Origin of the sequence: Stackebrandtia nassauensis DSM 44728 (assembly GCF_000024545.1) — a bacterium.
Lineage (GTDB): Bacteria > Actinomycetota > Actinomycetes > Mycobacteriales > Micromonosporaceae > Stackebrandtia > Stackebrandtia nassauensis.
In genome coordinates this window covers 3,930,384-3,953,692 of record NC_013947.1, presented here as the reverse complement: position 1 = coordinate 3,953,692, position 23,309 = coordinate 3,930,384, and the positions used below count along the sequence as shown (strand labels likewise).

The window sequence follows — 23,309 nt, the reverse complement described above, 5'->3', positions numbered from 1 at the left end:
CCGGAATGCCGGGCCCGTCGGCCGCGACGGCTATATTGGCGACCGTTTTCCCCCGGCTCGGAAAGGTCCTTCGGTGTCCACTGACCTATATGGTGTGCGCGTTCTGAACGTCGACGCGAAGCGACGGAGCGTGCGGTTGCGCGTCTTCGTCGTCTACTACGAACCGGCCTGGGGAACGAACGATCTGTTGCCCGACGACCCGAGCTTCTTCTTCCGGATCCTGTGGGAGGGCCCACGGGACCGGCCCGACCGGGGTGGAACGCTCCAGGACCTGGTGGAACAGGACGACTACCTCGACGAGGGGTGGGTCGACGACAACACGAGCCGGTTCGTCGCGCGGGTGGAGCGAGTGGCGACGCGCAACCACCCCATGGATGCCGACGCCTGGAAGCGTCTGTCCACGTTCTACTACGAGGACGACGGAACGTGGCCCGACGAGCACCTGCTGGTCCAGGGTGATTACGACGTCGAGGTCACCCACGTCCGGTGGCTGGACGCACTGCGCGTGGGCGACAGTTGGGCCACCACAAGCTATCCCACCGAAGCCGCTCCCGCCCCGGGCGAGGCGGAGTACGTCATCGACGCCGAGGACGGCGATACGCACGCGGCTTTCGTCCTGGGATGGCTGCGGCAGGAAAGGGGCGATCTTGACGGCGCGGTGGCCGCCTACCGGCAGGCGGCCGATACCGACAATGTGGACGACAAGGCCAAAGCGCTTGTCTACCTTGGCGACTTGTACGCGCAGCACGACAACGTGCAGGACGCCCGCGTCGCCTATGAACAGGTCGTCGACTGCGAAGACGTCACCGACGACGGCCAGCGGTATCGGGCTTGGGCCAGCCGGGAGATCCGCCGCCTGACCGGAACGCAGACCTGGGTCGAACTGACCTTGAGCACGCTGGAGCAAGACGGGCGCGATCAAGCGCTGCACGCCCTGACCGACACCTGCGGGTCGGATGCTGTGGCCAGGTTCGGAATGGCGTTGGCACAAAAGGACTTCACGTCGGCTCGCACCATACTGGACAGCATCGACGATGCGGCTGACCGTGCCAGCTGCGCCGCGTTCGGGCTCGAACTCGCGGCGCTGTGGATGCCGCCGGACTCCCCGTGGATGCCGGAGGACGACGAGGGTGACGTCAGCCGGATTCTGGAGCTGGTCGGGGCCACCGGCAGATCCCCGGAAGGTTATGGCCTCGCACTCGACATGGGTGCCATCGCCGCCGAGTCCGGCGACGACTCCGTTCCGGAAATGGTCGTCAACCGGTTGTATGTGCGGCTGTTCGAGGAGCGTGACGTCGATGCCGTGACCCGGTTCGTCCCGTTCGCCGAACAGGCCCACCCGCGAGTGGCCACCGGTGCGCTGGGCTTCCTCGCCTGGGACGCACAGGAACGCGACGACTTCGACGCCGCTATCGCGTGGTTGCGTCGCGGGGCCGCCTTGACCGATCCCGACCCCTCCATGGCAGCCGGAGCGGCGTTCCAGCTGGGGAAGCTCCACACTCAACTGGGCAACGTGGAGGACGCCAAGGAAGCGTTCACTCAGGCGGAGGAGGGTTTCGCCCTCCTTGAGCACCGACTCTTGGCGGCGCAGCAGCAAGCGGAACTGCTTGTCGACCACGATGATCAGGCCGGGGCCCTGGTGGTGCTGGCGCGGGCGGCGTTCCACGAGGCGCGCCTCGAACTGAGCGAGGAGGACGACGGTGCGCGCTCGGGACACCGGCTCGCGCACCTCCTCGACGAAGCGGGCGAGCACCGGGCCGCGTCGGAGGTGCGGCGACTGGCCGAAAAGTTCCTGGCACCTGGCACCGAAACCGCGAAGGACGCCAGCGCGACGTTCCACTTCGCCCAATCGATCTTGGAGATCGGTCACCGCGAGCTGGGCGACAGCCTGCTGCGGTCGATCGCGAAGCATCGTAACTCGTGACCAGTCTGCTATTCTGGTCACGAGTTGAGGTGTTGACCGGAGGCGAACATGGCCAGGACGCAGCGAGCGGATCTGCACCAGCGCGCTGACGCGCTCCTGGACGCGGCAGCGCGACTGCTGGCCGAGACCGGCCCGCGTGGGCTGCGCATCGACCGGGTCGCGAAGTACGCCGGGGTCGGCAAGGGCACCGTCTACCTGCACTGGGCCAGCCGCGAACACCTGCTGCTGGCCGTCGGCGCTCGCGAGGCGGCCGCCATGTACCGCGCGCTGATCGCCGCGATCCACGCCGATCCCGCCGAGGCGGCCCTGCACCGCTGCCTGCGGCGGCTGTACCTGGAGGCGATGCGCCGCCCGATCCTGCGATCGATCTTCATCACCGACGAGGCCGACCTGGCCGCGTTCGCGAACCAACCGGCGCGGGCCGAACTGGCGCAGACCAAACTCATCGCCTCCGACGACCACCTGGCCGCTCTGCGCGACCACCGACTCCTTGACCGGGGCCTGGATCTGTCCGACATCGACACCGCTGCCCAGGCGATCGCCTACGGCTTCTTCGCCGCCACACCGATGCTGGACGGCGACACGGACCCCGACCTCGAACATCGGGCCGACCTGCTGGCCGAGGTCGTCCGCCGCTCCTTCGAACCGGCCAAAACGCCTGCCCCCCAACGCTATGCCGCCGCCGCACCGCAGGTGACCGACGCTTTCGAGCGCCTCGCGACCCAGTTCGACCGCATCGCCTACGGCACCGCCGCCGACTGACAACCACCACGAAGGACTCATCCCATGACCACTGGCGACATCATCGGACTGCACCACGTCGGCCTTCTCGTCGGCGACATGACCGCCGCGATCGACACGTTCCGCGACCTCGGATTCCACATCGACGCCCCGGCTTACCCCGCGCTGCCGCCCGTCCCCGGCGCGGCACCCGAACCGATCGGCGCGGGCAACACCCACGCCGACTTCCCGCGCGGCTTCATCGAACTGCTCGCCTTCGCCCCCGACAACCGTGACCTGCTGCCCGCCGAGGCCCGGCTCGTCCCACTCGCCGTGCCCGACGAGCAGCTAGCGGCCACTCGGGCGGCCTTGCGCGGCACGGTCGGGGCGCTGGAGCGGCGACTGACCCGCGCCGAGGGCGCCCACATCCTCATCTTCGCCACCGCCGACGCCGACAAGACCGCCGCTCGCCTGGCAGATGTCGGCGTCGCGCACACCGGCGCCCGGCCCGCCCAACGGCCGATCACCACCGCCGAAGGAACCAGCCTCGCCGCCATCAAGTACCTCGAGATCAGCGACGACGACCCGAGCGGCATGCCGCCCGAGGGCCGCGTCGGTGCCGCCGAGGACGCCCCGCCCGAACTCCTCGACGCCCAGCTCGGCCTCGACCACCCCAACGGCGCCCTCGGCCTGACCGAATGCGTCCTTTGTGTCAGTGACACCGACCTCGACGCCACCACCGGCCGCTACGAGCGCTACCTGGGCCGCACCGCCACCCGCCACGGCACCGGCCGCGGCTTCGACCTCGGCGCCCACCGGCTCACCATCACCACTCCCAGCGGCCACACCGCCCGGCTACCGGGCGAACCAACCCCCGCGACACCGTCTCTGAGCGCCTACACCATCGACGTCGCCGATCTGGCCGTCGCCGAGCGACTCCTGCGTACCCGGGGCATTGACCTGCGACAAGCCGCCACCGGCGAACCCTTCATCCCCGCCAGCGCCGCCCACGGGGCCGCGATCCTGTTGCGGCAGGCCAGCACCCCGTAGAGTCGACAGTGGCGCACGGGGTTGGTTGAGGAGGCTGGCGTGGTCGATGTCGTCGGGGCGGTGCTCGGATGGCTGGTCTCCGAGGCCGGACGCGCGGGACTGTCGATACTCGGAAAGTCCACAAGGACCATCCTCGCGCAGACCTGCGAAGCCGCGTTTCGGGAAGCCGCGACCGAGCTGGTTCCCGAAGCCGAGGCCACCTGGCTGGCCGACGCGCTGGCGGAGGTCGCGCAGACCCGGCAACTGACCATCGACACCGCCGTGGAGGACCTCGGTTTCCGGGCCGCCATCGACAACTGGGTGACGACACTGGCCGAACCCAATCCGGTGACGGACGACGCGTCGATACTGGAGCGTTTGGATCTCGACGGCGAGCGCGTCAGCGACGTCCTCTGCGCCGCACTGGATCGCCAGCTGGCGGCGGCCTACCTAACCTATGCGGGCTCCAAACCGGAGCTGGTGAACCTCATCGATGTGGTGTGGCGCCGCAACGACGCCGCGCGGCTGACAGAGCAGAACCGGACGCTGGAAGCGCTGCGCCACGAGGTGGCCGAGCTTGCGAGCGCACCCGTCGACGGCTTCACGATCGACATGCCGCTGGTGCGAGACACCGAACCGCTGGCCCTGGGAGTCCATCGGGCGATCACCAGCGACTTCGAGGAGCCACCGAGTCCACGACCGCTGTATGTGATGCGCTCGGCGGACCACCGGCTGCGGCGTTTGATCTCCGGCGTGGACTCCCGTCGCATGTGCCTGCTGGTGGGGGAGTCCTCGACGGGCAAAACCCGGGGGGCCTGGGAGGCGATACGCGACCGGGTTCCCGAATGGACGCTGGTGCGGCCCGACAGCGCCCGGGATCTGAACCGGCTCACTGAAGCCAACGCCGTGCCGCCGGAGTCGGTCGTCTGGCTGGACGAAGCCCAGGACTTCCTGTCTGGTCCCGATGCGGCCGAATCCGCCCAGAGCCTGCTGCGACTGCTGAACGAGGGCCCGCAGCCGCTGCTGCTGATCGCGACGATCTGGCCGACATACCTGCCCGACCCGCACGCGGACGACCGCGGTTCGCGGCTCGTGCGGCAACTGCTCAACGACCACTGTGAACAGATTGACTGGCCTGACTCGTTCGCGTCGGTGGTGGTCGAGTCGGACGAGGTCAGCGACCTCATCGCCCGCGATCCCCGGCTGCGCACCGCCTTCGCCACGGCTGGAGAATCCGCGAAGGTCACCCAGGTCCTGTCGGGAGGCACCCAGGCCGTCCGCCAATACCGCGACGGCGACAGTGATGCCGCGAACATGGTGCGTGCCGCCGTGCTCATGCGCAAACTCGGACACCATGGCCCGCTCCCGATGTCGCTGCTTCGCGCCGGGTTCGCCGCGCTGGTCGACGCTGCGGACACCGACGAACGCGCCGACGCGGCGTTGGCGTCCGCGTGCCGTCCGATCCACGGCGTCGCCGCCCTGACCGAAGTGGTCGAAGATGGACAGTTCCGGTACCGGGTGCACGACTACGTCTACCAGCAGTTGCCTCCCAACGGCGTCTTCTTCTCGGTCCCTGCCGGACTGTGGGACGCGCTGATGGCGCACACGGATGACGTGGACACCCGCGCGTCCATCGCCAGTGCGGCGAAGGTGCGGCACCTGCTGGAGATCGCCTACCAGCTGGCGCGCCCCGCCGCGGAACGTGGACACCGACAAGCTACGTCCATTGTGGCTGAGATCCTGTTGGGACAGGACTTGCAAAAGACGGCTCGTCAGGTGTTGAGGTCCTCCGCGGCAGCGGGCAACCAAGATGCGATGTGGAAGCTGGCGAATCTGCTCCAATCCATCAACGAAACCGCGTCTCGGCACTGGCTGGCTCGCGCCGCCAGGGCCGGACATAAGCGCGCCATGCTGGCATACAGCACCATGCTGGCCTCCGAAGGCCACACCGAGCACGCGATGTGGTTCCAGCGCAAGGTTGCCGAGTCGGACCCGCACCACGCTTTCGTACTGGGCAACCAACTGCTGGGCGATACCTCGCTCGGGCTTCGTGTCCCCGGCATGGTGTCGTACGCCCCGACCGACGACGAGAACGTGACCGAGGGAATCGACTGGATCAGGGTGGCCGCTGAAGCCGGGCACAAACTGGCCCGGCGGGACCTGGGCGACGTCCTGCGGTGGGCGGGGCGAAACGAAGAAGCGTCCGAATGGGAGCGCCGGGAAGCGCCGCGGATCGCCCACGACATCGCCGACTGGTACACCCGCACCGGCCGACCCGAGGAAGCCGAACAGCTGCTGGCCAGAGCCAGCCGCGCCGGAGTGACCTTCTACCAATGGGATCTGGGCCCCCTCATCGAAAGCCTCGGTGACGACCCCGACGGCGAGGACATCCTCACCGAACTGGCGGACAAGGGCTCTGTGGACGCCGCCGAGGCGCTGGCGAACCGACTGAGCCGCCAAGGCCGTGACACCGAAGCCGAACAGGTGCTGCGCGCCGCGGCCGAGGACTCCGTCCACGGACTGGAGGCGCTGGGCACCTGGTTGCGGCACCAGGGACGCGGCGGCGAAGTGGAAGCCGACCTGCGACGGCAGATGCATCACAGCCCGCACGCCGCGTCGGCCCTGATCGACCTGTTGCACGCCGACGACCGCGCCGCGGACCTCGAAGCCGCCGTGTTGACTCAAGCCGAACTGTGGCCGCGCGCCACCTGGACTATGAAGTCCCGCTTGGAGGAGTGGGGACTGGAACACCTCGTCGAAGTGGCGCTACGGCGTTCGGCGGCCACCGGTGATCCCGAGGCGGCGATGACCCTGTCGGACTGGCTGGCCAAGGACGGGCGCCCGGAGGAGTCGGACGGCTGGCTACGGCAGGCCGCCGAAAAGGACCACTGGCCCAGCCCGCGCGAGTACGGCGTCAGGCTGATCCACACCGGCGACGCCCCGGCAGGGGAGCGGTGGCTGCGCCGCGCGGTACTGTCCGGTGACGACAGAGCCCTGCGACTGCTGGCCGACGTCGTCCCCGATCCGTCCACACTCGCCACCTGGGGACTGCGCCCCGACGGCACCACCGCGACACCGTGGCGGCCTACTACGGAAACGGAGTCAACCGACGCAACTGCGTGACGTGCGCGGGCTCCAACTCCTCCAGCGAACTGACGCCCAACAGCCGCATGGTTCGCACGACCTGTTCGGACAGAATCTCAATGGTCTTGTCCACGCCCCGGCGACCACCCGCCATCAGGCCGTACAGGTACGCCCGCCCGACGAGCGTGAACCGCGCGCCCAGCGCCACCGACGCCACGATGTCAGCACCCGACATGATCCCGGTGTCCACATGGACCTCCATGTCGGCTCCCACCTCGCGCACAACCGTCGGCAACAGGTGAAACGGAACCGGCGCCCGGTCCAGCTGCCTACCACCGTGATTGGACAGCACGACCCCGTCCACGCCCAGATCGGCCAGCCGCTTGGCATCCGCGAGATTCTGCACCCCCTTGACGACGATCTTCCCCGGCCACTGCTGCTTGATCCACGCCAGATCGTCGAAGTCGACGGTGGGATCGAACATCGTGTCCAGCAGCTCCGCGACCGTTCCCGGCCAGCGGTCCAGCGACGCGAACGACAACGGTTCGGTGGTCAGCAGGTTGAACCACCACGCGGGCCGGGTCGCGGTGTTGAGCATCGTCTTGAGCGTCAGCTGCGGCGGAATGGAGAAGCCGTTGCGTTTGTCGCGCAGCCGCGCCCCGGCCACCGGAGTGTCGACGGTGACCATCAGGGTGTCGTACCCCGCCGCGGCGGCCCGCTCGACCAGCGCCATCGACCGGTCTCGGTCCTTCCACATGTACAACTGGAACCAGTGGCGGCCATTGGGGCTTGCGGCCTTGACGTCCTCGATCGACGTCGTGGCCAGAGTCGACAGTGCGAAGGGGATCCCCACTGCCTCGGCCGCCGTGGCTCCGGCGATCTCGCCTTCGGTCTGCATGAGACGCGTGAACCCGGTCGGCGCGATCCCGAACGGCAACGCCACCCGCTCGCCCAGCACCTCCCACCCGGTGTCGACGCTCGACACGTCGCGCAGGATGGTCGGGTTGAACTCGATGTCCTCGAAGGCCTGCCGCGCCCGGGCGAGACTGAGCTCGGCCTCGGCGGCCCCGTCGGTGTAGTCGAACGCCGCCTTCGGGGTGCGACGCCGCGCGGCTTCCCGCAGGTCGTAGATGGTCACGGCCGACTCCAGCCGACGCCGGGCCGCGCTGAACCTGGGCTTGCGAAACCGCAGCAGCGGCAGCAGTTCCTTGGGCCTGGGCACTCGACGTCGCATCAGGGGCCTTCCTTCCGGACGATGGATTGCGGCTTGCCGATGATCATGATCGTTCGCCGCCGGGCTGGTAGCCAACCGGGGTGACCGAGGCCGCGACCAGGGCCCGCAGCGCCTCCAGCGAACCCGACACGATCCCGAGGGCCCGCGCCTGCACGAGCACGTTGCCCAGGGCGGTCGCCTCCACCGGCCCGGCCAGCACCGGCAGCCCGGTGCGGTCGGCGGTCAACTGACACAGCAGCCGGTTCCGCGAACCACCGCCGACGATGTGGACGGTCGTCACGGCCTTGCCGGACAGTTCGCTGGCCTGCCGGAGGGTCCGCGCGTACGCCTCGGCCAGCGACTCCAGGATGGCGCGGGTCAGCTCGGCGAGCCCCTCGGGTGGCCGCACATCGTGTTCCCGGCACCAGTCGACGATGCGGCTGGCGTGGTCACCGGGCGGCAGGAACCGGGGATCGTCGGTGTCGAACAGGACGACATCGCGGCTGTCCACGGCTGCCGCCGCGTCGAGCAGCGCGGCCAGGTCGACGTCCTCACCGGCGTCGCGCCGGTGTCGTAGCATCTCGTCCAGCAACCACAGTCCCGACACGTTGCGCAGGAACCGGACCCTGCCGTCCACTCCGGCTTCGTTGGTGAAGTTGGCGGCCCGACTGGCCTCGGTGACCACCGGCTGGGGCAGCTCCAGTCCCACCAGGGACCAGGTGCCGCTGGAGATATAGGCGACGTCGTCGTGGACGGCGGGAACAGCCACCACCGCCGAGGCCGTGTCGTGGGATCCCACGGTGACGAGCTCACAGTCCGCATCGAGTCCGAGCGACGACCGCACCGGGCCGAGGCTGGTGCCCGGATCCACCACATCGGTGAGAATACGCTCGGGAATGGACAGTTCGCTCAACAGTCGCCGATTCCATTTGCCCGAGGCGATGTCGATGAGACCGGTGGTGGACGCGTTGGTGCGTTCGGTGACCGCCTCACCACTCAACAGGTAGCCGATCAGATCGGGGATGAGCAGCAGCCGGTCGGCGACATCGAGCAGGCCACCGTCCTGTTCGGCCACCAGCTGGTACACGGTGTTGAACGGCAGGAACTGCAAACCCGATTCCCGGTACATCCGCTCGGGCGGCACGATCCGATGCGCGCGTTCGGCCGCGACCTGATTGCGGGAATCCCGGTAGTGATAAGGAAACCCGAGCACGCGACCACCGCGCAGCAACGCGTAGTCCACCGCCCAGGAGTCGACGCCGACACTGCCCGGACGCGCCCGCGCCGCCAGCCGCAAACCGTCGACGACGCACCGATACAGCTCCAGGACATTCCAATGCAGGCCGTCGACGGTGTCCACGGGCCCGTTGGGAAACCGCGACACCGTCTCCAGGTTCACGGTCCCGGACGCGAAGTGCCCCAGCATCACGCGTCCGCTGGTGGCTCCCAGGTCCACGGCGGCGACAGTCTGTGTCATCTCACTCCTCCACGCGTCACGGCGTCACCGTGGAAACGCCGCCACGACCCCGGCGTCGACCGGAATATGGGTGCCGGTGGTGTGGCTGAGGTCGGCATCGGTGAGCACCGCCACCGCGCTGGCCACGTGCTCGGGCAGGACCTCGCGCTGCAACAGGGTTCGTTTGGCGTAGAAGGCACCCAGTTCCTCCTCCGGCACTCCGTACACGGCCGCGCGCTGTGCGCCCCAACCGCTGGCGAAGATGCCCGAACCGCGCACCACCCCGTCGGGGTTGACGCCGTTGACCCGGATCCCGTGCGGCCCCAGTTCGGCGGCGAGCAGCCGCACCTGGTGCGCCTGATCGGCCTTGGTCGCCGAGTACGCGATGTTGTTCGGCCCGGCGACGATGGAGTTCTTCGAACAGATGTAGACGATGTCGCCGCCCAGTCCCTGTTCCACGAGAACCTTGGCCGCCGCCTGCGACACCAGGAACGAACCCTTGGCCATCACGTCGTGCTGAAGGTCCCAGTCCTTTTCGGTCGTCTCCAGCAGCGGCTTCGAAATGGACAGTCCCGCGTTGTTGACGACAAGGTCGAGTCCGCCGAACGCCAACAGCGCGGCGTCGACTGCCGCCCGCACCTGTTCGGCATCGCTGACGTCCATCGCGACGCCGACGGCCACGTCGGCCGAACCGATCTCGGCGGCGGCTTCGCGCGCCTTCGACAGGTCGAGATCAGCCACCACGACGCAGGCGCCCTGCGCGGCCAGCCGCGTGGCGATTGCCTTGCCGATCCCCGAGGCGGCCCCGGTGACCAGGGCGACGCGTCCGGCGTGCGACCGGGGCTTGGGAAGCCTGCGCAGTTTCGCCTCCTCCAGGGCCCAGTACTCGATCCGGAACTTCTCGCTCTCGTCGATGGGCTGGTATCGCGACAGCGCCTCGGCGCCGCGCATCACGTTGACGGCGTTGAGATAGAACTCCCCGGCCACCCGCGCGGTCTGGGCGTCCTTGCCGTAACTGAACATCCCGATTCCCGGCACCAGGACTATGAGCGGGTCGGCGCCGCGCATCGCCGGTGAGTCGGGCGAAGCGTGCCGCTGGTAGTAATCCCGGTAGTCCGCCCGGTACTGTTCGTGCAGTTCGGACAGTCGCTGCCGTATTTCTGAGAGTTCGGCGGTGGCGGGCAGGTCCAGCACCAGGGGACGGACCTTGGTGCGCAGGAAGTGGTCGGGACAGCTGGTTCCCAGCGCGGCCAGCCGGGGATGCTCGGCGCGGGACAGGAAATCGAGCACGGCCTCGTCGTCGCTGAAGTGCCCGACCTGCCGCACGTCGGTGGACACGAGTTTCCGTAGCAACGGCGCCAGCGCCGCCGCCCTGGCCCGTCGAGACTCCTCCGGCAGTGGCTCGTAACCCGGCAGCACCGCACCGAAGGGCTCGGCCCGGCCGTGGGTGGCGATGTACTCGGCGGCCGTGTTGATGATCCACAGTGAGTTCTCTTCGCACTCCTGGCTCGTCGCACCCCAGGCGGTGATCCCGTGACCGCCCAGAATGGTCCCGATCGCCTCCGGGTGCCGTTCCTTGATGTCGGCGATGTCCAGGCCCAGTTGGAATCCCGGCCTGCGCCACGGCACCCACACCACCTTGTCGCCGAAGATCCGCTCGGTCAGCTCGGGCCCGTCGGCGGCCGTGGCGATGGCGATACCCGAATCGGGGTGAAGATGGTCGACGTGCGCCGCGTCCACCAGCGCGTGCATCGCCGTGTCGATGGACGGAGCCGCCCCGCCCCTGCCGTGCAGCGTGTAGTCGAACGCGGCCACCATCTCGTCCTCGCGCTCCGGACCGGGATACACATTGGTCATCTCCCGCAGCCGGTCGAGCCGCAACACCGCCAGCCCCGCCTCGGTGAGCGTCCCGAGGTCACCGCCGGAACCCTTGACCCACAACAGGTCGACGTCGCGACCGGTCACCGGGTCACTGCCGCTGCCCTTGGCGGAGGTGTTGCCCCCGGCGTAGTTGGTGTTGCGCGGGTCGCTGCCAAGCCGGTTGCTGCGCTCCAGCAGCCGCTCCACGGCCTCGTGCGTCATGTTTCTCCTCCGTGATCTTTGTGGTGGGGGGACACGCTCAGGCGTCCCAGCCCGCCGCTTGCCCGCCGATCCGTTCGGCGGCGATGGTTTCCAGGTACCCCGACGCGGCGAACGCGGCCATCGGGTCGGCGGGCAGACCGCGTTCCTGCCGCCAGTCCGCCAGCTCGCCGCGCACGTCGGTGTAGAACGCGTCCATGAACACCGCGTTGGCGCCCAGGACGTCACCGGCCTCCTGCGCGACCCGCAGTGCCTCGAAGTCCAGCAGCAGCGCACGCGCCGTCATCTCCTGGACATTGAGGACACTGCGGATCTGGCCGGGGATCTTCGGTTCGATGTTGTGGCACTGGTCCAACATGAAGGTGACCTCGGGGTGCGCGTAGCCACCGCCGCGCACCACCTCCACCAGGATGCGGAACAGCTGGAACGGATCGGCGGCGCCGACGATGAGGTCGTCGTCGGCGTAGAATCGGGAGTTGAAGTCGAACGACCCCAACCTGCCCAGCCGCAGCAGCTGCGCCACGATGAACTCGATGTTGGTGCCCGGCGCGTGATGCCCGGTGTCCAAACAGACCTTCGCCCGTTCCCCCAACGCCATCACGTGCGCGTAGGAGGTGCCCCAGTCGGGGACGTCGGTGTGGTAGAAGGCCGGTTCGAACAGCTTGTACTCCAACACCAGCCGGTTGTCGGGCCCGAGGCGTTCGTAGATCGTCGCCAGTCCCTCGGCCAGCAGATCCTGCCGACGCCGGATGTCGCCCTGCCCGGGGTAGTTGGTGCCGTCGGCGAGCCAGATCTTCAGATCGCGGGCGCCGATCCGCTCCAGGATCTCGATGCATTCGAAGTGGTGGTCCACCGCCCGCTGCCGGATCCGCGGGTCGGTGTGGGTGAGGCTGCCCAGTTTGTAGTCGGCCTCCTGGAAGGTGTTGGAGTTGACCGTGCCCAACGCGATGCCGTGGTCGGCCGCGAAGCGGCTCAGCGCCCCGAAGTCGTCCACCCGGTCCCAGGGAATGTGAAGGGCCATGGTGGGCGCGAGCCCGGTGAACTCGTGGACCTTGGCGGCGTCGCGCACCTTCTCGAACGGATCGCGTGGGGTGCCGGGACTGCCGAAGACCTTGAAACGGGTCCCGGAGTTCCCGAAGGCCCAGGACGGCAGCTCGATGGCCTGCCGTTCCAGCGAAGCGGCGATGTCGGTGAACTGTGCCATGTGGATTCCTATCGTGGTCCTAGAAGTCGAAGTCGTCGATGTTGTCCTTGTCGAAGACGAACGGTTCTCCCAGCGTGATGACGCCGTCGGAGCCCACTGTGAACTTCGTGGTGTCGCTGCTGAGTCCCTTGGCGGAGAAGGTGTCGCCCTTCTTGCCGGTGATGTCCTCGTCGAGAAGCGCCTTGGCGGTGTAGGACGCGAGAATGCCCAGGTCCTCGGGGTTCCACAGCGCGAACGAGGTCACGGTGCCGTTGTCGACGTACTCGCGCATGTCGTTGGGGGTCCCCAGGCCGGTGAGCGCCACCTTGCCCTTGAACTCCGAGGTGGACAGATACCGGGCGGCGGCCGCGACGCCGACCGTCGTGGGCGAGACGATCCCCGCCAGGTCGGGATGGCTGGACAGCAACGCCTCGGTCTTGTCGTAGGAGGTCTGGTCGTCGTCGTCACCGTAGACCACGTCGACCAGCTTCATGTCCGGATACTCCGACTTGAGGTACGGCTTCATCTCGTCGATCCAGGCGTTCTGGTTGGTCGCGTTGGCGGTGGCCGACAGGATCGCGATCTCACCCTTGCCGCCGACCTGGTCGGCGATCAGGTCGATCTGGTTGCGGGCGATGAGCTTGGGGGAGGAGGCCGACACGTACACGTCCCGGCATTCCTTGTCCACATCAGAGTCGAATGTGACCACTTTGATCCCGGCGTCGCGGGCCTCGTCCAGCGCGTCGCACAAGGCGCTGGTGTCGTTGGCCGACAACACGATGGCACCGACGCTCTGCTGGGTGAGCGTGTTGATGTAGGTGACCTGTCCGTCGGCGGTGGCCTCGGACGGGCCCACCTCCTTGAAGGAGCCGCCGAATCCCTTCACGGCCTTCTCGGCCGCCTTGTCGGAGGCCTCGAAGTACGGGTTGCCGAGGTTCTTGGGCAGGAACGCGATGTCATAACCGCCGTCGTCACCGGATCCGCCGGAACAACCGGCGGCGGCGACCGTCAGCGTTACGGCCAGACCGGCGATGGTGGCCAGTCGTCGTCCTCGCGAGTGGAGAAGTGCCATGGTCGTGCCTTTCGAGAGGAATGGTCAATCAGAAGACGATGTGGACTCAAGGCCCGAACGGCGCGCCCGCCGCCACCGGCCGTGCAGGCCGGTGACGAGCCGCGGCACGATCACCGACACGATGAGCAGGACACCGGTGGCGATGTTGATGGCGTCGGCGGACACGTCGGCCAGCCGCAGCACCGCGCGCAGCTCACCGATCAGCAGGGCCCCGGCGATGACCCCGGGAATCGCGCCGCGACCCCCGAAAATGGACACACCCCCGACCAGGACCGCCGCCACCACCGCCAGTTCGAACCCGGCGGCGTTGTCGCCGCGCGCCGAGTCGTAGCGCAGCGTCCAGTACACGCCGGCCAGCGCCGAGACGAACCCGGTGGCCACGAACAGCCAGAACTTGACGGCCGGGACGTTGACGCCGGAGAACCGCGAGGTGCGGGCGCTCATACCGGCCGCGTAGGTGGCGCGCCCGAACGGCGTGAAGTGCAGCAGCACCCCGAAACCGATCGCCAGCACCACGAAGACCAGCAGGATCCCGGGAATCGCGGTGCCCGGGCCGAACAGCCGGTCGGAGACCAGATCCTTGTGCTCGTCGGGGAAACCGGTGACGGCCTTGGTACCCAACAAGCCCACCGCGATGCCCCGGAACAGGGCCAGCGTCGCCACCGTGACCGCCAGGGACGGCAGCCCCACCGTCGCGACCAGGAACCCGTTGAGGGCCCCGCCGACCAGCCCGACGGCCAGTGCCACCGCCACCGCCGCCCAGATCGGCCAGCCGCCCTGGAACAGGACGCCGACCACGACACTGGACAGACCCAGCATGCTGGCCACCGACAGGTCGATCTCGGCGGAGATGATGACCATGGTCATCGGCATCGCGATGAGCAGGATCGGCAGCGCGTCCAACAGCAGAAAGTAGACGGTGTTGGGTTTGCCGAAGTTGTCGACGAACACCGAACCGGCGATCCACACGAGCGCGACCAGACCGATCACGGCGGCATCGCGTCCCAAAAGGAGCGAGCGCCACCGCTGCGCGGCCGGACGCGGCTTCGGGGTCTGGCGGACGGGGTCGAGGGTGGTGGTCATGTCACCGCCTCCTTCGCCGGGGCGACGGCGATCGACGCGTGCGAGGATCGCAGCCGTCGGGCCTGGCGGGCGGCGATCACCCGGTCCAGCAGGATCGCGCCGATGATGAGCGCGCCCAGCACCGCCTGCTGCCAGAACTCGCCGATCCCCAGAGTCGGCAGCGCCCGGCTGATCGTGGTCAGCAGGACCGCGCCCAGCACGGCGCCCAGCACCGTACCCGTGCCGCCCACAATGGCCACTCCACCCAGGACGGCGGCGGCCACCGCCTCCAGTTCCATTCCGGTACCGGCGTTCGAGCTGACCGAGGCGTAGCGGGCGGCGAACAGGACCCCGGCCAGTCCGGCCAGCGTCCCCGAGGCCAGGAACCCGAAGAACACCCGTCGTCGCACCCGCAGCCCGTACAGCACCGCCGCCGCGTCGTCGGAACCGATCGCGTACAGCTCCCGGCCCGAACGGGTCTGGCCCAGGACGTAGGCGACGACCGCCAGTACCGCGACGGCGACGACGAACAGCACCGGCACGCCCAGCACCGTCTGGGTTCCCATGGTGGTGAACTCCCGGGGCAGTTCCCCGGCGTTGACGCGATCCCCGCCCGCCCAGGCGATGTCGATGCCCCGGAACGCGTACAGCGTCCCCAGTGTGATCACCAGCGAGGGAACCCTGCCGAGGCTCACCAGCGTTCCGTTCACGGCACCCAACAGCGTTCCCAGGCCGACGCCGAGCAGGATGACCACCGGGATCGGCAGGCCTGGCAGGTCGACGAACATGCGGCCGGTGGCGTATGCGGTCAGTCCGAGCACCGCGCTGACCGACAGGTCGATGTTCTTGGTGATGATGACGATCCCTTGCGCCACGGCCAGGATCATCAACAGTGACGGCGTCAACAGCAGGTTGCGGAATCCGTCGGTACCGGTGGCGAAACTGGGACTGATCACCGTGGTCACGGCGATCAGGACCCCGATCGCCACGACGACACCGAACTCGCGCCGCCGCAGCAGCGTCGACACGCCACTCACCGGACCGCCTCCAATGTGGTCGCGGCGGTCATGACGGCCTCGCCGGTGGCCTCGTCGCGCGCCAGCTCGCGGGTGATCCGGCCCTCGCTCATGACGTAGACCCGGTCGCTCATGCCCAGGATCTCGGGAAGGTCGCTGGAGATCATCAGGATCGCCAGCCCCCGTCCGGCGAGTTCGTCCAGCAGACGATGCACCTCGGTTTTCGTACCCACGTCGATGCCCCGGGTGGGTTCGTCGATGATGAGCACCCGGGGATCGGTGGCCATCCACTTGGCGATGACCGCCTTCTGCTGGTTGCCACCCGACAGCGTCCCCGCCGCCACGTCCAGGTCGCGGGCGGTGATCTGAAGCGTGCGGGCCCAGCCCGCCGCCAGCGCGTCCTCGTCGCGACGCCGGATCAGGCCCCAGTTGGCCAGCTTGCGCCGCAGCACCAGCGCGATGTTGCGCCCCACCGACTCCTCCACCAGCAGCCCCTCGCGGCGCCGGTCCTCGGGCACGAACGCCAACCCCGCCCGGATCGCGGCCCGCGGATTGCCGCGCCGCAACGGTGTTCCGGCGACGGTCACGGCACCGGAGTCGTAGTCGTCGACGCCGAACACCGCCCGCGCGACCTCGCTGCGGCCCGCGCCCACCAGCCCCGCCATCCCGACGATCTCGCCGGAGCGCACGGTCAGCGACACGTCGGTGAAGGTGCCGCGCCGAGACAGCCCATCGACCCGCAGCACGACCTCGCCGACGTCGCCGCCCTCGGTCTTGGGGTACAGCGTCTCCACCGGCCGCCCGACCATCAGGTTCACGACCTCGGCGGCGGTGACGTCGGCCGCGTCATGCGTGGCCACATACGATCCGTCCCGCATGACGGTGATCCGGTCACACAGGTCGAAGATCTCGTTGAAGCGATGCGAGATGAACACCAGGCCGCGGCCCTCGTCGCGCAGCGCCCGCGCGATCGTGAACAGTCTGTCCACTTCGATCCCACTGAGCGCGGCGGTCGGCTCGTCCATGATCAACAGCCGGGCGTCCAGGGAGATCGCCTTGGCGATCTCGATGATCTGCTGATCGGCGATCGACAACCCCATCGCGGGCCGGTCCGGGTCGATCGCCACACCCAGGCGCTGAAACAGATCCCGAGTGCGGCGCCGCATGGCCGCGCGGTCGACGCGTCGCCACCGGGTCAACGGCTGCCGCCCCATGAAGATGTTCTCCATGACGCTCAGGTCGGGAAACAACGTGGGTTCCTGGTAGATGACCGCGATGCCCGCGGCCTTGGACTGCGCGGTGGAGGAGAAGTCGACCGCCTCACCGTCCAGCCGGAACGACCCGTCGTCGCGCTGGTGGAGACCCGCGACGATCTTGACCAGAGTGGACTTGCCCGCGCCGTTCTCGCCGACCAGCGCGTGGATCGAGCCGCGCTCGACCCGCAGCCGCGCCGACTTCAGGGCCACGATGGAACCGAAGGTCTTCGACACGTCGCGCAGCTCGAGCAGTGGCGGTTCGTCGTGGGGGTCACCGGGTGGTCGTGTGGTCATGGACGGGCTCCACCTACGAATTGAATCGATTTAACCATCGCATGTCCGGTAGGCTACGACAGCCCACTCATACCTGTCAATACCTGCGAAGAATCTTCACGATCCCATCGGGTTAGCATGAATGAATCGTTACAACAAGCCGTCGTTCGCGACCGGCCACCACCAGGAAGGACATCCGGCAGTGGGCGTAGTCAGTGTCAAAGACGTCGCCGCGCTGGCGGGCGTGTCCGCCGGAACGGTGTCCAATGTCCTCAACAACCCCGAACGAGTCTCAGCGGCCACCATCGACCGGGTCCAGCGCGCCGTCGACCAACTCGGCTACGTCCGCAACGGCGCCGCCCGGCAACTGCGCGCCGGACACAGCCGCAGCATCGGCCTCATCGTCCTGGACGTGGGCAACCCGTTCTTCGGCGAACTCATCCGCGGCGCCGAGGACAAGGCCGTCGAGGCCGGACTGACCGTCCTGGTCTCCGACAGCCGCGAACACCCCGACCGCGAGAAGACCCAGGTCGAACTCTTCGAAGAACAGCGCGTGCGCGGCGTCCTGCTGTCCCCGGTCGTCGAAGCCTGGCCCGCCGTCGAACGACTGCGCTCCCGGGGAATCCCGGTGGTCCTGGTCGACCGCGCCCTGTCCGACACCAGCGTCTCCAGCGTCTCGGTCAACGACGTCGCGGGCGGCGAACTCGCCGTGGCGCACCTGATCGAACAGGGACGCCGCCACATCGCCTTCGTCGGCGGCCCCATGAACATCCGCCAGGTCACCGACCGGCTCGAAGGAGCCCGCAAGGCAGTCTCGGAACACAGTGGAGTCGCCTTCGAGGTCATCGAGACCCGCGAACTGACCGTCCCGGCCGGACTCGACGCCGCAGCCCGCCTGGCCACCCGCGAGGCCGCCGACCGCCCCGACGCGGTGTTCGCCGCCAACGACCTGCTCGCGTTCGGCGTACTACAGGGCCTGATCGTCAACGGCGGCCTGCGCGTCCCCGACGACCTCATGCTCGTCGGCTACGACGACATCGACTTCGCCCAGGCCGCGATCGTCCCACTGACCTCCATCCGCCAACCGGCCCGCCGCATCGGCGAAACCGGCATCGAACTCCTGTTGGCCGAAGCCGAGGGCTCAGGCGACTTCACACCCCGCCAGGTCGTCTACCAGCCCGCCCTGGTGAAACGGGCATCGACGGCGAGCCCATGAAATACGGTGGGTGGCACACCACGTCGAACCCAGGGAGGTGCCGTGCTCACCATCGGAGGCGGACCACTGTCCATGCACCCACCGCAACGGGTCAACTACACGATCGACGGTCCGGCACACAAGCTGATGATGATCGATTTCCCGCGCCGCGTGCGCGCCACATTCGCGGGCCAAACCGTCCTGGACACCCGAGCCGGGACACTGCTGTACGAAAGCGCGCTGCTGCCACAGCTCTACGTCCCCGAAACCGACATCAACACCGCGCTGCTCACCCCCACCGACCACAGTACCCACTGTCCGTTCAAAGGGGACGCCTCATACTGGTCAGTCTCGGTCGACGACCGCACCGCCGAGAACGCGGTATGGGCGTACCCGACCCCCAACGAGGCCGCCACCTGGCTGACCGGATACCGGGCGTTCTACTGGAAGGCCATGGACTCCTGGCACGACGAGGACGAAGAGGTCTTCGGTCACCTGCGCGACCCGTTCACCAGAGTGGAGGTCGTACCCAGCAGCCGATCGGTACGGGTCCTGATCGACGACGCGGTCATCGCCGAAACCCACAACCCCAAGATCCTGTCGGAAACGGGTCTGCCCAACCGCTACTACCTGCCGTGGGAAGACATCCGAAGCGACATGCTGGAACACAGCGAGACCCGCACCTACTGTCCCTACAAGGGACGATCGACCTACTGGTCGCTGCGCCTGGGCGATGAACTCATCCCCGACGTCGCATGGTGCTACGAAAACCCGCTGAACGACGCGATCCCCGTCCTGGGCCACGCGTGCTTCCTCCACGACCGACTCCGCGTCGAAGTCGACGGACAACCACTGGCCTGACCCGCCGGGCGAACTGGATTCGTAGTCTGGACCCGTGAACCTGACCAGCCTCCCCGACTGGTTGTCGTCGATCTCGTCGGCGGCCGCCCTGCTGTTCGCCGCGATCGCCGCCGTGGCCGCCAGAAACGTGTACAAGATCGAGTCCGCCCGCGACCAGGCCAACGCCGCACTGCGCGCGAAACAGGACGCGCTGGAGCGGCGCGACCAGGCGGCACTGGTGTCGGCGTGGTGGGGCTACTCGCCCGACGGCGGCCAACAGTCACAACCGGGCTGGGGCGTGTTCGTCCGCAACGCCTCCGAGACACCGGTGTACAACGCCGGATTCTCGGTGCTCGACGTCCGCGATCCCAACGTCAGCGAACGGTTCGACATGGTGGTGATACCCCCGGCGGCGGAACCGGTGTTCCACCCGAGTCCGTTGAGCGCCTCCAAACCCGCCGACTTCCGTGTCGAGGTGACCTTCACCGACTCGCGGGGACAGCGATGGATCCGCGACAAACAGGGCCGCCTCCACGAACTCGGACCGGCGGTCGTGGTGTGGGGGGACGAGTCGCGCATCAACGCCCTGCGACGGTTCTTCTCGGACTTCCTCGCCTCCCACGGCGTCGAGATCCACGCCCGCACCGGCGACATCGAAGACCTCCGCCGCGCACTGCTCGACGCCGACGACGCCACCGCGGCACCCGACATCGTCGTCGGACCGCACGACTGGATCGGCGGCCTGGTCGAACAGCAACTCATCGAACCGCTGACGCTGTCGCCACAACACCGCGCGGCCTTCGACGCGCTGTCCCTGGAAGCGATGACCTACCACGGCGAGCTGTACGGCATCCCCTACGCGTTCGACGCCCCGGTACTGCTGCGCAACACCGATCTCGTAGCCGAAGCCCCATCGTCCTTCGAGGACATGCTCCACAAGGGCGAAGCGGTCCGCCGCACCGGAACCACCGAACTGCCGTTCGTGATGCAGGTCCCCAGCCCCTACTACACCTATGCCGTGCTGCTGGCCGCCGGCGGCGCGGTCTTCGGCCGACGCGCGGACGGTGGCCTGGACACCGGCAAACTGGAGATCCTTTCCACCGCAACCCGAGTCGCCCTCGACCGCTTCCGCGACCTGGGGCAGGCCGGACACCAGCACCTGCCCCCGAGGATCGGTCGCGAGGAGGCCATCGACCTGTTCGTCAGTGGACGGACGCCATTCCTCATCGGCACCTCGCGCGTACTGCTCGCCGCCCAGAAAGCCAGACTGAACCTCGCGGTCGACCCGGTCCCGTCATTCGACGGCGTCGACCCGGTGCGCCCCATGGTCTCCGTACACGGTTTCTTCCTCACCCGATGCGGCCACAACAAGGTCATCGCGCGAGACCTCATCGTCGACCACCTCACCCGCACCGAAGTCTCCACCGCCCTGCACGAGGTCTGGCCCCACGTCCCGGCCCGACGCGACGCACTGGAACGCGGTCGCGACATCGACCCGGCGATCGGCGCGTTCTACGAGGCGTTCCGCGCCGGAGACCCGATGCCGTCGATACCCCAGATGGGCGACGTGTGGCAGTCCCTGCGCAGCGCCGTGATCAAACTGGTCGACGGGGCCGAGGCCGGGCCGGTCGCGCGCCAACTGTCCAAACAGCTCGAAGACCTGTTGAACGGCAAACACAACCGGGGGACACGATGACCAGCGACACGGACTGGGCCAAACGGGCCCTTATCTACCAGGTGTACGTGCGCAGCTTCGCCGATTCCGACGGCGACGGTCTCGGCGACCTGGCCGGAGTCCGTTCCCGGCTCGACCACATCGCCGCACTCGGGGCCGACGCCATCTGGCTCACCCCGTTCTACCCTTCCCCCATGGTGGACGGAGGCTACGACGTCGCCGACTACCGCGACGTCGACCCCCGCCTGGGCACCCTCGCCGACTTCGACGCGCTGCTGAGCGCGGCCCACGATTGCGGCATCCGCGTCATCACCGACATCGTCCCCAACCACACCTCCCACCAGCACCCCTGGTTCCGGCAGGCACTCACGGCGCGACCGGGGTCCAGCGCCCGCGCCCGCTACATCTTCCGCCCCGGCCGGGGCCCCGACAGCGTCGAGCCGCCCAACAACTGGCAGTCCGTGTTCGGCGGTCCAGCATGGACCAGACTGCCCGACGGCGACTGGTACCTCCACCTGTTCGCACCCGAACAACCCGACCTGAACTGGGACAGCACCGAAGTCCGCGCCGAATTCGTCGACGTGCTCCGATTCTGGCTCGACCGTGGCGTGGACGGAATCCGCGTCGACGTCGCGCACGGCTTGGTGAAACCCGCCGGATTGCCCGACGCCACCGTCGCCGGAGTCAGCGGCAACCGCCCGTACTTCGACCAGGACGGGGTCCACGAGATCTACCGCGAATGGCGCAAGGTCCTCGACTCCTACGCACCGACCCGGATCATGGTCGCCGAAGCACGGCTGCGCGACACCGTCCGCACCGCCCGATACGTCCGTCCCGACGAGATGGACCAGGCGTTCAACTTCGAGTTCCTGTGGGCGCCATGGTCACTCGAACGAATCCGCGACGCGATCTCCCGTTCCCTGACGGCGATGAACCACGTCGGCAGGTCACCCACCTGGGTCATCGGCAACCACGACGAGATCCGAGTAGCGAGCCGCCTGGCCGCAGACGTGCGCTCAAGCGCCGTCGGTCTGCGTCGCGCCCGCGCGATGGCGCTGCTCAGCCTCGCACTACCGGGTTCCGCATACATCTACCAAGGCGACGAGCTCGGCCTCCCGCAAGCACCGGACCTCGCCCCGGAGTTCCACGAAGACCCGAAGCGACGCCGGTCAGCCGAACCACGCGCGAGCCGCGACGAATGCCGTATACCGATGCCCTGGCACGGCGACCGACCCCCTTTCGGGTTCGGCCCGGACGACTCGACCACGCCCTGGCTGCCCCAACCCGAAGCATGGGCCCGACTCACCGTCGCCGCCCAGCAGCACGACCCAGACTCAACACTGACGATGTACCAACAAGCGACCCGACTCCGGCAGACCGACAGCGACCTCACCGGCGACGACTTCGCCTGGAAGCCCGCACCCTCCGGCGTACTAGCGTTCACTCGAGGGCAACGATTCACGTGCGCGGTCAACTTCGGCCCCACGGCAGTGCCACTGGATCAACTCAACCTGCCGGAAAACCCGCTACTGTGCAGCACCCCCATCGACGACGACGCCCTACCGGCGAACGCCGCGATCTGGAGCCGCTGACACGCCGCCGATCTACGCCCCATACGTGCCGCGCCGCAGTTCCCCCGCAGTGTCAAACACCTGCACCGACAACCCACCCGGCGTCATGCGCTGACTGACCGGCCGCAACCCCGCCGCCGCACCCCCGTCGGGAAACAACCGCCTCCCCTGGCCCACCACACACGGAGCGATCACCAACCGCAACGTATCCACCAACCCGGCACCCAACAGCGACTGCGCCAACTCAGCGCTGCCGTGAACCTGAAGCTCCCGACCCGGCCGCGCCTTCAACTCGGCCACCTGCGCGGCCACATCACCCGCCAACACGGTAGTCGGCTCCCACGCCCCCGCAACAGATCCACGAGTGGCCACGAACTTCGGCAGACCGTTCATCGTGGCGGCGTTGGGATGATCGTTCATCGCAGGCCAATCCCTGGCGAAGTTGTCATACGTACGTCGCCCGAACAACAACGCGTCAGCCTCACCCAGCCACGAAGTCACCAGGCCCTCGAACTCATCATCCAAATAGGGCACGAACCACCCGCCCCGGGTGAACCCGCCACTGGGGTCCTCATCCGGAGCCCCCGGCCCCTGGCTGACACCGTCGAGGGTCAAGAACTCCTGCACCACGAGCTTCATCGCACACCACACTCCCATCACG

General features: G+C 68.2%; 17 protein-coding genes. 8 read left to right on the top strand and 9 right to left on the bottom strand.

Going from position 1 to position 23,309, the window contains the following annotated elements:
• The first annotated feature begins 94 nt into the window (after window positions 1–94).
• From SNAS_RS32965 to SNAS_RS18275, 4 genes are read left to right on the top strand one after another with little or no spacing between them, the layout of a single operon-like run.
• Complete coding sequence (locus SNAS_RS32965) at window positions 95–1,924, top strand: soluble NSF attachment family protein (protein WP_052305053.1); 1,830 nt, start codon at window positions 95–97, stop codon at window positions 1,922–1,924.
• A gap of 48 nt (window positions 1,925–1,972) precedes the next feature.
• Window positions 1,973–2,686, top strand: coding sequence for a TetR/AcrR family transcriptional regulator (locus SNAS_RS18285; protein WP_013018937.1), 714 nt, complete (start codon window positions 1,973–1,975; stop codon window positions 2,684–2,686).
• Window positions 2,687–2,710: 24 nt separating this feature from the next.
• Window positions 2,711–3,694 (top strand): VOC family protein, encoded by a 984-nt coding sequence (locus SNAS_RS18280; RefSeq protein ID WP_013018936.1) that lies wholly within the window; start codon window positions 2,711–2,713, stop codon window positions 3,692–3,694.
• 39 nt (window positions 3,695–3,733) lie between these two features.
• Window positions 3,734–6,796, top strand: coding sequence for a tetratricopeptide repeat protein (locus tag SNAS_RS18275; RefSeq protein ID WP_013018935.1), 3,063 nt, complete (start codon window positions 3,734–3,736; stop codon window positions 6,794–6,796).
• Here SNAS_RS18275 and SNAS_RS18270 read toward each other — a convergent pair.
• From SNAS_RS18270 to SNAS_RS18235, 8 genes are read right to left on the bottom strand one after another with little or no spacing between them, the layout of a single operon-like run.
• Complete coding sequence (locus SNAS_RS18270; RefSeq protein WP_013018934.1) at window positions 6,762–7,991, bottom strand: alpha-hydroxy acid oxidase; 1,230 nt, start codon at window positions 7,989–7,991, stop codon at window positions 6,762–6,764. The genes SNAS_RS18275 and SNAS_RS18270 overlap by 35 nt on opposite strands.
• 43 nt (window positions 7,992–8,034) lie before the next feature.
• Window positions 8,035–9,447: a rhamnulokinase gene (locus SNAS_RS18265; RefSeq protein WP_013018933.1), complete on the bottom strand. Its 1,413-nt coding sequence runs from the start codon at window positions 9,445–9,447 to the stop codon at window positions 8,035–8,037.
• 24 nt (window positions 9,448–9,471) lie between these two features.
• Complete coding sequence (locus tag SNAS_RS18260) at window positions 9,472–11,508, bottom strand: bifunctional rhamnulose-1-phosphate aldolase/short-chain dehydrogenase (protein WP_013018932.1); 2,037 nt, start codon at window positions 11,506–11,508, stop codon at window positions 9,472–9,474.
• Window positions 11,509–11,545: 37 nt separating this feature from the next.
• Window positions 11,546–12,709: an L-rhamnose isomerase gene (rhaI, locus tag SNAS_RS18255; RefSeq protein ID WP_013018931.1), complete on the bottom strand. Its 1,164-nt coding sequence runs from the start codon at window positions 12,707–12,709 to the stop codon at window positions 11,546–11,548.
• Window positions 12,710–12,728: 19 nt separating this feature from the next.
• Window positions 12,729–13,760: a rhamnose ABC transporter substrate-binding protein gene (rhaS, locus tag SNAS_RS18250; RefSeq protein WP_013018930.1), complete on the bottom strand. Its 1,032-nt coding sequence runs from the start codon at window positions 13,758–13,760 to the stop codon at window positions 12,729–12,731.
• A gap of 24 nt (window positions 13,761–13,784) precedes the next feature.
• Entirely contained in the window at window positions 13,785–14,843 is a 1,059-nt protein-coding gene (locus SNAS_RS18245) for an ABC transporter permease (protein ID WP_013018929.1), read from the bottom strand.
• Window positions 14,840–15,859 carry an ABC transporter permease gene (locus tag SNAS_RS18240; RefSeq protein WP_013018928.1) on the bottom strand — a complete coding sequence of 340 codons (1,020 nt, stop codon included), beginning with the start codon at window positions 15,857–15,859 and terminating at the stop codon, window positions 14,840–14,842. Before SNAS_RS18240 ends, SNAS_RS18245 begins: the two co-directional genes overlap by 4 nt.
• Window positions 15,856–17,388 (bottom strand): sugar ABC transporter ATP-binding protein, encoded by a 1,533-nt coding sequence (locus SNAS_RS18235; RefSeq protein WP_013018927.1) that lies wholly within the window; start codon window positions 17,386–17,388, stop codon window positions 15,856–15,858. Before SNAS_RS18235 ends, SNAS_RS18240 begins: the two co-directional genes overlap by 4 nt.
• A gap of 181 nt (window positions 17,389–17,569) precedes the next feature.
• Between SNAS_RS18235 and SNAS_RS18230 the strand changes: the two genes are divergently transcribed.
• The 4 genes from SNAS_RS18230 to SNAS_RS18215 are packed head-to-tail and all read left to right on the top strand — an operon-like array spanning window position 17,570 to window position 22,669.
• A complete protein-coding gene (locus SNAS_RS18230) occupies window positions 17,570–18,583 on the top strand; it encodes a LacI family DNA-binding transcriptional regulator (protein WP_013018926.1) in 1,014 nt (337 codons plus the stop codon).
• A 42-nt stretch (window positions 18,584–18,625) separates the two neighbouring features.
• Window positions 18,626–19,423 (top strand): DUF427 domain-containing protein, encoded by a 798-nt coding sequence (locus SNAS_RS18225; RefSeq protein ID WP_013018925.1) that lies wholly within the window; start codon window positions 18,626–18,628, stop codon window positions 19,421–19,423.
• Between the two features lie 34 nt (window positions 19,424–19,457).
• A complete protein-coding gene (locus SNAS_RS18220; RefSeq protein WP_013018924.1) occupies window positions 19,458–21,098 on the top strand; it encodes a sugar ABC transporter substrate-binding protein in 1,641 nt (546 codons plus the stop codon).
• Window positions 21,095–22,669: a glycoside hydrolase family 13 protein gene (locus SNAS_RS18215; RefSeq protein WP_013018923.1), complete on the top strand. Its 1,575-nt coding sequence runs from the start codon at window positions 21,095–21,097 to the stop codon at window positions 22,667–22,669. Before SNAS_RS18220 ends, SNAS_RS18215 begins: the two co-directional genes overlap by 4 nt.
• 12 nt (window positions 22,670–22,681) lie before the next feature.
• Here the strand turns inward: SNAS_RS18215 and SNAS_RS18210 are convergent, their stop codons facing one another.
• On the bottom strand, window positions 22,682–23,287 hold the full coding sequence (locus tag SNAS_RS18210; protein WP_013018922.1) for a dihydrofolate reductase family protein: 606 nt from the start codon (window positions 23,285–23,287) through the stop codon (window positions 22,682–22,684).
• Window positions 23,288–23,309: the final 22 nt, after the last annotated feature.

What these genes read in the sequence shown, in the direction of transcription:
- SNAS_RS18285 (WP_013018937.1), top strand. Translation starts at nt 1,973, where the DNA reads ATGGCCAGGACGCAGCGAGCGGATCTGCACCAGCGCGCTGACGCGCTC.
- SNAS_RS18280 (WP_013018936.1), top strand. Translation starts at nt 2,711, where the DNA reads ATGACCACTGGCGACATCATCGGACTGCACCACGTCGGCCTTCTCGTC.
- SNAS_RS18270 (WP_013018934.1), bottom strand. Translation starts at nt 7,991, where the DNA reads ATGCGACGTCGAGTGCCCAGGCCCAAGGAACTGCTGCCGCTGCTGCGG.
- SNAS_RS18265 (WP_013018933.1), bottom strand. Translation starts at nt 9,447, where the DNA reads ATGACACAGACTGTCGCCGCCGTGGACCTGGGAGCCACCAGCGGACGC.
- SNAS_RS18260 (WP_013018932.1), bottom strand. Translation starts at nt 11,508, where the DNA reads ATGACGCACGAGGCCGTGGAGCGGCTGCTGGAGCGCAGCAACCGGCTT.
- rhaI (WP_013018931.1), bottom strand. Translation starts at nt 12,709, where the DNA reads ATGGCACAGTTCACCGACATCGCCGCTTCGCTGGAACGGCAGGCCATC.
- rhaS (WP_013018930.1), bottom strand. Translation starts at nt 13,760, where the DNA reads ATGGCACTTCTCCACTCGCGAGGACGACGACTGGCCACCATCGCCGGT.
- SNAS_RS18245 (WP_013018929.1), bottom strand. Translation starts at nt 14,843, where the DNA reads ATGACCACCACCCTCGACCCCGTCCGCCAGACCCCGAAGCCGCGTCCG.
- SNAS_RS18235 (WP_013018927.1), bottom strand. Translation starts at nt 17,388, where the DNA reads ATGACCACACGACCACCCGGTGACCCCCACGACGAACCGCCACTGCTC.
- SNAS_RS18215 (WP_013018923.1), top strand. Translation starts at nt 21,095, where the DNA reads ATGACCAGCGACACGGACTGGGCCAAACGGGCCCTTATCTACCAGGTG.
- SNAS_RS18210 (WP_013018922.1), bottom strand. Translation starts at nt 23,287, where the DNA reads ATGAAGCTCGTGGTGCAGGAGTTCTTGACCCTCGACGGTGTCAGCCAG.